7 protein-coding genes are annotated in these 12477 nt (G+C 44.2%); 1 reads left to right on the forward strand and 6 read right to left on the reverse strand.

Annotation, left to right across the window (positions count from 1 at the left end; all coding sequences use genetic code 11):
* Positions 1-45 precede the first annotated feature (45 nt).
* The 3 genes from G563_RS0114095 to G563_RS0114105 form a co-directional block, all read right to left on the reverse strand.
* Entirely contained in the window at positions 46-1485 is a 1440-nt protein-coding gene (locus G563_RS0114095) for an amidohydrolase (RefSeq protein WP_028665879.1), read from the reverse strand.
* Between the two features lie 135 nt (positions 1486-1620).
* Entirely contained in the window at positions 1621-2247 is a 627-nt protein-coding gene (locus tag G563_RS0114100; protein WP_028665880.1) for a hypothetical protein, read from the reverse strand.
* Positions 2248-2265: 18 nt separating this feature from the next.
* A complete protein-coding gene (locus G563_RS0114105; protein WP_028665881.1) occupies positions 2266-2955 on the reverse strand; it encodes a HupE/UreJ family protein in 690 nt (229 codons plus the stop codon).
* 417 nt (positions 2956-3372) lie between these two features.
* Here G563_RS0114105 and G563_RS0114115 point away from each other — a divergent pair, with 417 nt between their 5' ends.
* Positions 3373-4395: an endonuclease/exonuclease/phosphatase family protein gene (locus tag G563_RS0114115; protein WP_028665882.1), complete on the forward strand. Its 1023-nt coding sequence runs from the start codon at positions 3373-3375 to the stop codon at positions 4393-4395.
* An 82-nt stretch (positions 4396-4477) separates the two neighbouring features.
* Here G563_RS0114115 and G563_RS0114120 read toward each other — a convergent pair whose 3' ends face one another.
* The 3 genes from G563_RS0114120 to G563_RS0114130 form a co-directional block, all read right to left on the reverse strand.
* Complete coding sequence (locus tag G563_RS0114120; protein ID WP_028665883.1) at positions 4478-6892, reverse strand: hypothetical protein; 2415 nt, start codon at positions 6890-6892, stop codon at positions 4478-4480.
* Between the two features lie 206 nt (positions 6893-7098).
* Positions 7099-8772: a SusD/RagB family nutrient-binding outer membrane lipoprotein gene (locus tag G563_RS0114125; RefSeq protein ID WP_169579760.1), complete on the reverse strand. Its 1674-nt coding sequence runs from the start codon at positions 8770-8772 to the stop codon at positions 7099-7101.
* 13 nt (positions 8773-8785) lie between these two features.
* A complete protein-coding gene (locus G563_RS0114130) occupies positions 8786-12448 on the reverse strand; it encodes a SusC/RagA family TonB-linked outer membrane protein (protein WP_051210979.1) in 3663 nt (1220 codons plus the stop codon).
* Between the last annotated feature and the right edge of the window lie 29 nt (positions 12449-12477).

Consider the following 12477-nt stretch of genomic DNA (forward strand, 5'->3'; position numbering starts at 1 on the left):
AGGCTCACTTCCATAGCTAATCTTCAAAAGAAATTGTTGTTTATTTTAAAGTCCCTTGCGATAGTCGAGCGGAGGTTTGCGGTCGCCAATAAGAGGCGCATATTTTACACCATCCAATTTTTGCTGAAACTCTGCTTTGGCACGGCTCACTAGTTCTGGCTGGGTAAACAAATCCACGCCCATTGATGCGAGGGTTTTGGCGGCCAAAAGCATTCCTTTATATCCAATACTCATGCCATCAGCAGCCACCGCCTGCCACGTATGGGCTGCGGTACCGGGTACCCAAGTCGCGGTCGATAAGCCCGCCGTAGGAACTACATAACTAATATCTCCCACATCGGTAGAAGCAGGAAAATGACTCAACCGATAAGGCTGAACTTCAGATGCTCTTGAGAGAGGTGGTATTTTTGCGTTTTCAAACGATACCCGCAATTTATTAGCAAAAGCCATTTCTTCGGCATTGTAACTAACTCCACCCAGTTTTTGGAGATTGCTGTGCATCACTTTGGCAAGTGTTTCGTTGGGAAGAAGCCCATAAATACCCGTAATAACTTCGTATTTCATGGTAGTCCCTGTGCCTAAGGCTGCTCCTTCTGCTGCTTTGATAACGCGCTCCCATATTTGTTTAACTTCGGTGACGTCAGGGTGACGCACCATGTATTCTACTTCGGCAAAGTCAGGCACGACATTGGCCGCTAAGCCTCCCTTCGTAATGACGTAGTGAATACGGCTGCGCTCATCTACGTGCTCTCGCATCATATTCACCATCACATTCATCGCTTCTACGCCATCTAGGGAAGAGCGTCCTCGTTCGGGAGCACCAGCAGCGTGGGCGGTTTTGCCATAAAAACGAAACATCCCTTGGATAACCGCCGTACAAGTACTAGCGTCGGCGCTATTGCCGTCGCCAGGGTGCCAGTGAATCACCGCATCCACGTCTTTTAGCAGCCCAGCCCTTACCATATATACTTTGCCACCGCCACCTTCTTCGGCAGGCGTACCATACACCCGGACAGTGCCTGCTCTTTTGGTTTGAAGCAACCAGTCTTTAAGAGCTATGCCTGCCGCAACCGAGGCCGTTCCGAAGAGATTATGGCCACATCCATGTCCCGTTCCGCCTTCAATGAGCGGTTTACGGTAAGGAACAGAGTCTTGAGATAGCCCTGGTAAAGCGTCGTATTCGGCCAAAATCCCAATCACCGGCTGACCGCTGCCGTAAGAAGCCACAAAAGCCGTAGGAATGTCGGCGACACCACTTTCTACCTTAAAACCAGATTTACGAAGGGTTTCTTGCAAAAGGGCCGAACTTTTAGATTCAAGGTAGCCAAGCTCAGCATAGTTCCAAATCTGCTTGGCGATTTGGCAATAACTTGCGTATTTTTTGTCGAGTTGTGAAGTAACATAGGCTTTATCATCGGCTTTTTGTGCATTGATGTGCGCGATTGTGCCTATACCCAACAAGAGTACTTGCAGTATTTTTCTCATAGTGTATTGATGAATTAGTTTGGGTTAATAAAACTTCTGAAAGTTAACGGATAGTTTTGAACTTTGCTAGCCAATCCATTAACCAAATCGGTAAAAACATAACCTCCTTGGTTATACTATCCCAAACCTACAATATCAGAGCGTATATTGCCCTTTCAGTTTGATACTGACTACTATATCAGTCTTGCTATTATTCTTAAAGTACCAACCATGACGCCCCTCGTAGGGAGCTAAAAAGGTACCGATGACATTATTAGAATAGGCTTCTGTATAACTTTGGAAATACTCTTTTTTGTTGGGGTCGGGGTTTTCTTCTTTGACTTCGCCGTGAAAATCACTGAACAAAACACCACGGTCGGTCACCCATTCGTATTTTACTTTGCCATATTTTAAAACATTCATTTTGAATTCAAGCCCTTTCCCTGCCGGTACCCGAATGCTGACCGTATCTTCTCGGTCGGCATATTGCTTTTCAGGAGCAGGATTATGGGCTTCTTTGGGCATAGGTACCGACGGGTCTGACCCTAAATCAGAGATGGTCAGTATCGGCGTCGATGAGATTTCAACGGCAGTAGCTGCTTGATGGTAATTATAATTGTAGAGGCGATTGAGTCCCAGTAGTTTTCCCGTACCTAAAGGATCAGAGCCGTATTCTGCGGGTAAAATCGCAATCACAAACACCCCTACTCCTATTACTAGTGCGATGAAGGTGGCTTTGATGATTTGTCTTTTTTCTAAATGGGGCTGGTTTATGTCGGACATAGGTTTATAGGAATAGGTTTAATAGAAAAAGTAACCAGTAAGTTGATAAGCAATCAGAATAAAGCCAGCAGTCATCAAAATCGTATTGGTAATGGTAGAAAATCGTCTGAAACTGTCAAAGTTTCGCCAGATGCTTATCAATAAAAGTACAAAAATAAGAGCTAAAAATTGGCCTACTTCCACACCAATATTGAAGCCAATCAAATTGGTAATCAGACCTTCTTTTTCCATTTTAAAATCCTGCAACTTAGAAGCTAGCCCAAAGCCATGAAACAACCCAAATATCAACACAGCTACTTTAGTATTGGGCTGAAAGCCAAACAAGGTTTGGAATCCACCCAAATTGTCAAACCCTTTATAAACAATAGAAAAACCAATGATAGCATCAATCAGATAAGCATTGATAGAAATATCTCCCAACACCCCTAGCAACAGAGTCAGGCTGTGGCCTAGCGTAAAGAAGCTAACATAAATGAGAATGTCTTTGGGGCGGTAAAGAAAAAAAATAACCCCGACCAAAAACAAAATATGGTCATATCCGGTCAGCATGTGTTTAGCTCCAATGTACAGAAAAGCCATAAAAGCCGTGCCTTCATTGCCTAGTAAAAATGCTTTGGTGCTATCATCTACTCCATGGGCAAAGCTTCCAATAGCCACGCCACACAATAGCAAAATCAATACGACGCGTACTAATTTTATTTGATTCATAAACCAACTTATAGTTATTAACAAAACATTACAAATAGGCAAAATATTTATAAAATAGACTTCCCCAATCATATAATAGCTCTTAAAGGCCAAGATAATTGGTTTGCATCTACAAAAATATTGACCACTACATAAAATATAAATCAAATCTTCAAAATTTACACTTCTATTACCTTCGCATTTAGAGATGTAGTGATTGTTTTACCCAATACCCATTGAGTTTATTAATACTGTGGTTTTTATTCAGGATACTATTAAACTTCCCAAACGATGTTTTGAATAGTGTAATTCACCCTTTCGTACTCCGCTTTTTTCTGAAATAAAACATCCTGTATAGCATTAACCTTACCACTTGATAAATATTTCATTATGAGGACATTTAGAATCGCTATTTTTATCCTATAAATATCGAATACAATGAAAACAATCAAACTTACTACTTGGAACATTGAGCACTTAGATAAATTGAGTGGAACAACCCTCAACACCAATCAAATACGCCGTCGTGATGGTATTCGAGAAGAAATTCTTACGATCTCCCCTGATATCCTATGCGTTGTAGAGGGGCCCAATAGTGAGGCTAAAATTGATGCCGTTTGCACTCAGCTTTTCAATAACGAATACGTTGCCATCAAAGCTCAAAACAACGATTATGGTATTTTGGGAAACCAATGGATTTGGTTTTTGGTAAAGAGTGATTTTCCTTATTTGGCTTCAGCACGACTTCTCCCTACCCAAACATGGTATGACTACACGGGTGGCAAAAACTGGTCTGTTAATTTTTGGGGAAATTTTGAGGCAAAATCGCATTACCATTATAGACAACCCCAAGTACTTATTCTAGATATTGAAGGACAACAAGTAGAGTTTATAGGAGCGCACCTCAAAAGCAAATTTGTTAACCAAGGCCAAAGCATGTGGAAAGACCCCGCCCGAAAACAAGAGTTCATCCAAAAATCGTTAGAAGCGCGTATCAAAATGGCGACCGAAGCCGTAAATATCCGGCAATATATCAACAAACGTTTTACCCAAAATACCAAACCCGCTATCTTTATATTAGGAGACTTTAATGATGGTCCCGGAAAAGAATACTTTGAAAATCAATATTTATTTTTCGATTTGATTTCAAACATCCAAGGTGATATTTTTTCGGCACACAAATTCTTGAACCATGCCTTGTTTGATTATGCCGCCGACTTGCGCTGGACTGTCAATTTCAAAGATTTTGTAGAACCCCAGCGCCCTCCCCAGATTTTACTTGATCATATTTTGTTTACGCAAGCATTGGTCAACCATCATCTCAAAATCACGGTTCTGCCTAACGCAGGATTAGTAGAACATGAAGTTCATGACTTTGTAAATTCTCGTCTTAATTCAAATCAAAAAACCAGCGACCATAAGCCTGTATCTGTTCATCTAACTATCAACGATGGGCAATAACTTTCTTGTTCCTACTCACCAAACCTGCCCCCAAACTGTCATTTGGGAGCAAGAAGGTTTTGCGTCTCTGACGCAAAGCAAGTTAGTCTGCCCGAATCAATGATACTTCGGCTACTTGCAAGCCTCGCTCAGCCTCTTTACAATTCCACTGAAATATCACCTCACCGTTTTTAATGGCTTGATGAGGTACTTCAAATTCGTATTCAGGTTGTTCGCCTAATTTGATATAATCATGAATAAGGAGGCCGTCGGAGGTCATCATGCGTAGGTTCGACTTAAACCTTCCACTGTACACCACTTTCACTTTGTATTTAGCCCCTTTTTCTAATTGATCATACTTGATTTTCAAGACATTATCGTACAACACTTCGATTTGGCTCGTCCACGCTCTGGGTACAGCTGGTACTGGTGTACTCATTCGCGGAAAGCTATCAAAATAGTCTTTGGGCAAATTCATTCCATAGCCTATTCGCGATGATTGGAGGCTTTCGGGGTCGTTGTTCCAGTTGTATTTGGTAGGCAATACCCTTGCACGGCTAGTGGGATTCATAAAATGGTCATAGATTCCGCCTTTGCCAGGATAAGTTCGGCTAAGTAAACGTGCTAATGCTTGTTGCCCCTGCGCTGGGTCCATTTTCTCCACTTTTTTTAATTCACGCATCAGCCACGGCGCGTCGTTGAGGGGATAATCTAGGTTGTCAATAAAATTTCCTCGGCCTGGCATCGCTCCGTGTTTGGCGACGGTGAGCTGCGCCCCAATGCTCCGATGCAGCGAATCAGCCAAAGCCAAACATCTTTCTCTTAACGAAACAGCGACGGGTACATTCCAAGCTTTACTCAACACTTCCATCGCTTTCTGCGCTTTGGCTTGCGAGCTACCTTCGCCCGACTTCAGAATTTCGTAGGCTTGGTGTTCCAACTGCGTTTCGTAAATACTTCTTTCCCGAACATAAGCATCAAAATACGCCCGAATCAATCCCATCTGAAAACGAGGATTAGCTAAAAGCGTTTTTGAGGCCGACTGTTCCATTTTTTGCCACCTCATCAGGGTTCGTTCGATTTGGTTGGCGGCCAATACCGGCCCCTTGATATTGGTTTCTAGTTCAGATAAGCCCAACGCGCCATCCATCGCCAAGTCTGCGCCAAAAAACAAGCGGCTGTAATCTTTCAAAGTCTCTCTAACGTCCGTTTTGGGATCCCAATCTTGGTCACTCCAAATAAATTTGTTGACGTCGTCGTTGGTTCCTTCTGAGTAGCTTATGCTTCCAATACAATACGGAGCGACGATATTATGGAAAAACTTCTGGTCTTTAGGGCGAGGATTTACTGCTTCGCGCCCAAGCGTTACCGCCCAAGCAGGATCCCAATCAGGTTCGGGATATTGGGAAGCAATGGAGTGCGTAATATCTGGATAGTTGCGAATAGGAATCGAAGGCTTAACGATTTTACGAATTTGGTCAATGGGCACTTTTACCCAAGGGCCATACACCACTCCCCCAAGCCAAGGATATCCTTTGTTGACATGCCGAAAAAAGGAATCAAACCACGCTTTGGTAGGTTTGAAAGATTGCGGAGAAATCCAGATTTTCGCTTTTGGATGGTATTTGTTTAATAACACCGCCACTTTGTCCATCCACTCAAAAAGTTCATCAGGTTCGAGCTCGCCAGGGTCACCGCCAGGCACAAAAATCGCATCTATTTTAGAAACTGCTTTAAAGACCGTTTCGCGGGCCAGTAACTCATTTTTTACTTTTTCGGGTGTTGTAAAGTCTTTACCAATGTTGGGATACCACATCCAGACGTCCAGCCCGTAGCGTTGGCAAATCCGCGCTTGCTCTTTGACCATGTCTAAGGTAGCGAGTTTCATGTGCCGACTCGTGGGTTCGTCGTCGGTGCCTGGTGGGAGAATTTCGATGCTATTGGCGCCAAAAAGTGCTAGTTCACGAATGTATTGGTCGTACTGGGCTACAGTAAAGGCATCGTAAGAGTTGGTCTTGGGGCGATACCCCAACTGATGTCCTCTTACCAAGTATTTTGGACTGGTAGAAATGCGGAAATCGGCAGGAAAGCGTACCCGTCCTGTGGTAATTTCGGCCTTGCGTAACAAACGCCCTACGCCATACATTACTCCTCTTACGTCTTTACCCACAATCACCACGGCATTTTTTTCGGCCATTGCCACCAAGCGAAAACCTTCTCGCGTGGGCAATGGCAAACGAAGTACTTCAGCTCTCAACGTCGACGGTAGTTCGGTTATATTTTTTTCCAGCATCAAATAAATATTGGCTCCTGAATTTCCCTCAAAGTTGGAAGAAACTTTCGGTAAAACGCCCGAACGATTCGCTATTTCTTCTTGCAAAACCGTTACGATTTCTTTGAATTCGTTGGCATCTGCTTGCCTCCGATTGATACTAGCTTGGGTTAGGTCTATCCACGATTGGGCATAGCCGATTTGAGAAAAAATAAAAAAGAGGATTCCTGTTAAAATACGTTTCATTGGTGAATACATTAAATTAAAAATCACCCCGAACTGTCATTCGGGGTGGTATGAGAGCCTACAACCTTGGAAAGGTCAGCAAAGTCAATATAAAAGCGAGTTAACAATCAAAACTACCTAATTCCAAGGCTTACTCGTGCCTAGCTCACGCGACGCCCGATAAACAACCTTAGAAAGGTTTTGAACCTTTCTAAGGTTAGCATTCCTTAATTCCAAGGCTTACTTGTGCCCTGAATGAGCCACATTTTGGCGTAAGGGTGATCTTTACTTTGGCCGGCAGGGATGTAATTAGTAGTTCCCAAACGCTCAACGGCCGAGTTGTAGTTGGTGAGATAGGAAGGGTCTTGATTAGGAACAGGGTACATATATCGGATGGGTAAAACTTTGCCATACTGTGCCACTTCGCCCGCCTTCAAAGCAGGGAAGCCCGTCCGTCTCCAGTCAAACCATGATTCAATACCAAACCAAGATGAAAGCCATTTTTGCTCCATAATACGCTCAAGTTTGTTGGTAGCGGCGGCATAACTCACCGTCGTTTGTGCATAGTATTTGTCAAAATCATAAGCAGCCGTAAATACCCCTGCTTTATCCATCGAAGCTCGAATGGCTTTTTTGTAATGACCTTCGGCATCTGTAGCGCCAAAATTGCCCGCCAAAGCGGCTTCGGCCAAGATAAACTCTACTTCGCTGTAGGTCATCAGATTCATCGTCACGTAGGTATCCGTGTTTTTGCGGTAGCGTTCGTGCAAGAAAGAAATGTACGGATTACGTTCGTTGTGGTAGGCTGTTGCGTCGTTGCCTTTGTTGTAGGCCACGGCCTGCGTAATAGGCAAACCTACTGGCAAGCCTACGTACAGTGACGTATCTACATTAGCGGCCGTAGCAGGCACATACACTACCGAATAACTTTCCCCGTAAATATTCTTCACCGTTACGGTCGTTTCTTTGGTTACTTTGGTATCCCATTTACGCTGTACGGGTTGTACCCAACGCTGAAGGCGCGGGTCATTCAAAGCAATCAATTTACTGACAAAGGGTTGCCCAGGCTTGAGCAGGTAATTAGGGTTAGGTGAGTTGAGCGGGCCACCCGGCGCGGAATTGTCAGCACTCGCACCCACAAACGCCATAGAAGCATCATCGCTATTGCTTGCAAAAGCATCGGCGGCGGCTTCCGTAAATTCCGTTTGGATATTCACTCCTATCGCACTCATTTCTGAACGTTTGTCAGCCAAACGCAAGGCATAACGCAACCGAAGGGAGTTTGCCAATTTGCGCCATTTTGTACCGTCACCTTTGTATAAAATATCCGAAGTTGGGTTTACGGCATCTTTACTTTCAAGGCTATTTAGCAATGTCACGGCTTGCTTCAAGTCGATCATGATGCCTTTATACACTGCCGCTTGCTCATCGTATTTTGGAAAAAACAAACCAGAAGAGGCTTTCAGTGATTCGGTATACGGAATATCTCCGTACAAATCTGTCAATAGCCCAAATACCACCGACCGCATCGTGAGGGCAATGGCCTGAAAAAAACGGTTGTTTTCTTTGACACCTTTTTCATAAATCAGCTGATTGTTTCGCAGGATTTCATAGTAGCCATTCCACGACTCTTGGGTCCAAGCGTATTGGTTGATGACAGCGGCCCCTTCGTTGGTACCGGCTTGCATGTACTGCATTGCTGCCCCAATTTTCGACCCGTCTCTTCCCAAACTAAAGATGGTTTTGCCCGTATTGGAAAGCACGTAGGTCATGATATAATTAGAAGAAACATCTTCGGGACTATTGGGGTTTTTGTCGATTTCGGTCAAATCTTGACAAGAAAATAGCAAACATCCTAAGGTAAGTGCAGCTACTCCATTTTTTATTTTTATGAATTTCATATCTACCCAAATTTTAAAAATCAACATTCAATTTGAAACCTATTGAGCCAGTCATTGGCATCACGTTGTAATATTCAACCCCCTGCGACCAGCTTGTACCCGTCGGACGGAAAGCTCTTTCGGGATCTAACCCCTTGATTCCGTGACGAGTCCACATGTACAAATTGTTTCCAACAATCGACAAGGAAGCATTTTGAACTTTGAAACGACTGACAAAGCTTTTGGGCAAAAAGTAAGTCACCGACACCTCTCTCAACTTGACATAAGTAGCACTATAGAGATTACGGTCAGGGAAAGGGCGATTGGCATAGCGATAGGCACTGAATGGGTCAATCCATTTGCTGCCTGCACCCCCTAAGTTTTCGACGTAAACCGTATTGCCCGCCGCATCTTTTGTAGCAAATACGCCCGGGTTGAGGCTGGCATCTTGTAGGCGTTTAGATGCTTCTGTACTTCCTTCTGGCCAAGCATGACCACCATAGGCGGCATTTCTACCCCCAATCCAATTGCCGAGATACATATCTGGATTGGCTTTGATTTGCTCAGGAAGGCTTCGGTTAGGGTCATAGGCTACGCCCGACAATGTTTCTTCCAGCATCCCATTGTTTCCAAGAAACATCATGGTATTGGAATAAAACTGTCCACCTTGACGCCAGTCAATATTGGCAAATAAACTAAGGTTTTTATAGCGGATAGTGGGCTGAATCCCCATCAAGAAAGCATGGTTAAAATTACCAATTTTTACCAGATTGTTCGGGTCGTTGTCGGTTTGATAAAGCCCCCCACTCGTCACAATTGGGTAGTTATAATAAGGCGATGCCTTGTCTTTGACTCTCAGCATGGGTGCCATATAAATATCCCCGATTTGGCCACCTTCGTAGGTACGTACCTCTGCCCCACTGTATGATGTAAACGAGAAATACTTAATGCCTTCCGCTAACTTACGAATGTAGGTACGGTTGCGGGTCAAAGTAAAGTTCATGTCCCACGAGAAATCTTTTGTTTTGACGGGAGTCGTCACTATCCCAATCTCAAAGCCCTGACTTTCCACCAAACCTGCATTAATCTGCTTGTTGCTTGCCCCTGACTCCACAGGAGTGACAATAGACAATACTTGGTTTCGGTTGCCACGTTTGTAGTAGGTAGCTTCCAACCCAAGGCGATTTTTAAAGAATTTGAAATCCACTCCAATCTCGTGCGAAGTCGAAATTTCAGGCTTCAAATCGGGGTTTCGGAGTATTCCGCCCATGTACATACGTTTGGCGGAACCCCAGTCTAAGGCAGTACTGAAGGTCTGCGAACGGCTGTAAGGGTCTACGTCGTTTCCGACTTGGGCAAAGCCTGCCCGTACTTTTGCAAAATCAACCCAAGATGGCATTTTCACAACTTCCGACACCAATAAACTCAACGAAGCTGACGGATAGAAGTATGAATTGTTGCCTTTTTTGAGCGTACTGGTCCAATCGTTACGTGCAGTCAAATCTAAGTAAACCAAGTCTTTGAACCCGATAGAGGCCGAGGCATATACTCCATACAGTAATTTTCGGGAAAAAGAACTCAAAGGATTAAACGTTCCCGGAGCGCCGTTGGCAATGGTATATAGCCCCGGAATCACCAGTTCGGTAGTGGCATTATAAAGCGATTGGTAATATTGCTCCAGACGGTTTGCACCTGCCATGGCATTGAGGCTCCAACTGTTATCGAAATTCTTTTTATAATTGAGCATCAAATCGAAGTTTTGCTCTTTTCGATAGTCGTTCGAAATCGTGTATCCCCCTTTCAACGCTTCATAATTACTGTATGCTTTTTTCGATTCAAACATCTCGCTGTAAGAATCTCTGGCATATTTTCCCGTCAACGACAACTCGTTGGTTAAATCATAATCCAATTGAATCTTGGCAACAGTGCGGTCGCGTTTAAAACCCGTTAGGTTTTCATATACCAAAAAGAAAGGATTATTTTGCTTGTCTTTGTACTTGCGCTGGGCTATGCCTTCTTGCCCTGGCAACCAATAATCGCGTAAATCATTGATATTGACCTGCGAACCTATTTCGTACACACTCCTAACGGGGTCGTTACGGCTGGCATCTATCAAAGGGCGATTGTCAGAACCCGATTGCGTCACATTCAAGCTCACAGAAGTACGGAACTTATCGGTGATGTTGTAGGCAGAGTTCAGGGCAATCGTCAAACGCGACAAATCGGTATTGGGAATAATGCCCGAGTTGGTCATGTTTCCTGCCGACAAGCGAAAATTACCTTTTTCATAATTGCCATTGACCGACACGTTGTTGGTATTTGTAACCCCCGTTTGAAAGAAATCTTTGAAGCGATTGGGATACGACACCAGCGGGGCTTTTTGACCGTTACTATTCCACAAAACCCAGTTTTCGCCTGCATCTAGCGCGGGTCCCCAGCTTTCATTTTCGGCTTCTTCTAGTACGTGCGCGCCTGTTTTGCCAGAGCCAAATTTGTTTTGTACTTGCACGTATTCAAGTGGTTTGTCCATTACCACCGAAGTATTCAACGATACCCCGATTCCTTTTTTACCTCCTGCACCTGACTTAGTAGTAATCAATACTACGCCACTTCCTGCCCGAGAGCCATACAAAGCCGCTGCGCTAGGGCCTTTCAAAATAGAGATATTGGCAATGTCGTTGGGGTTGATATCCGAAATTGGATTTCCCATGTCGGCTCCCGCAAAAGAGTTGGTCATGCGGTTGGCAACGGGCACACCATCAATCACAAACAAGGGTTGATTGTCGCTATTGAGTGAGTTGGCACCCCGAATCACCATACTCACCGACGAACCAACAGCGCCGCCCATTTGCGAAATTTGCACCCCTGCTACTTTGCCCGCCAGCGTATTGAGCACATTGTTCTGGGGAGTTTGGGTAAGGGCCGTTCCTTCCACATTGCCAACTGAATACCCCAGCGAGCGTTTTTCGCGCTTGATACCCAAGGCCGTCACCACGGCTTCATCCAGTATAATCGCACTCTCTTCCAATTCCACTTGTAATGTGGTTTTGTCTCCTAGTACAATTTCTTTGGTTTGATAACCAATAAACGAAAACACCAAGATCGAAGCAGAAGTAGAGACTTCAATACGAAACGAGCCATCACTACCCGAAATCGTGCCCGTTTGGGTACCTTTTACCACCACATTGACCCCGGGTAAGGGGCTTCCGTCGGCTTTTGCAGTCACTTTTCCCGAAATCACTTTTACCAGTTTTTTTACCGAGGCAAGGGCTTGTATCTCTGTACTTTGAGTGATAGCACTAGGCGTAGTAACGGGCAGTGGCTCCTGCCCCAACCCTGCCCATTTTGTCAGAGGCGTGAGCAAGTACAGGTTTTTATCAAGTTTTTCATAACGTAGATTAAGGGTAGAGGATATAAATTCTAGCTCTTTTTCCAACGACCCAAATTGCTGTAAGCCATAATCGATGCTTTTGTTTTCGATGGTTCGGCGATCGTACGAAAAAGATACTTTATATCTTGATTGAAGGTCTTTTAGAGCACTTTTTAGCGATTTAACATTGCTTGATTTTTGATAATGACGCTGAATTCCGGTCACTTCGCGCGAAGCTAGTAATTGGGCAGATGCCTGAAAGGCAAGACCAAAAAACAGCAAGCTCAAAGCCCGATGTCGTGATTTTCGATTGCAGAAATTTTTCATATAGACAGTGGTTTGGTATTCTAAAAAAT

This window comes from Runella zeae DSM 19591 (genome assembly GCF_000423565.1).
GTDB lineage: Bacteria > Bacteroidota > Bacteroidia > Cytophagales > Spirosomataceae > Runella > Runella zeae.

Excerpts from the sequence above, each read along its gene's own strand:
- G563_RS0114130 (WP_051210979.1), bottom strand. The coding sequence starts at position 12,448 with ATGAAAAATTTCTGCAATCGAAAATCACGACATCGGGCTTTGAGCTTG.
- G563_RS0114105 (WP_028665881.1), bottom strand. The coding sequence starts at position 2,955 with ATGAATCAAATAAAATTAGTACGCGTCGTATTGATTTTGCTATTGTGT.
- G563_RS0114095 (WP_028665879.1), bottom strand. The coding sequence starts at position 1,485 with ATGAGAAAAATACTGCAAGTACTCTTGTTGGGTATAGGCACAATCGCG.
- G563_RS0114120 (WP_028665883.1), bottom strand. The coding sequence starts at position 6,892 with ATGAAACGTATTTTAACAGGAATCCTCTTTTTTATTTTTTCTCAAATC.
- G563_RS0114115 (WP_028665882.1), top strand. The coding sequence starts at position 3,373 with ATGAAAACAATCAAACTTACTACTTGGAACATTGAGCACTTAGATAAA.
- G563_RS0114125 (WP_169579760.1), bottom strand. The coding sequence starts at position 8,772 with ATGAAATTCATAAAAATAAAAAATGGAGTAGCTGCACTTACCTTAGGA.
- G563_RS0114100 (WP_028665880.1), bottom strand. The coding sequence starts at position 2,247 with ATGTCCGACATAAACCAGCCCCATTTAGAAAAAAGACAAATCATCAAA.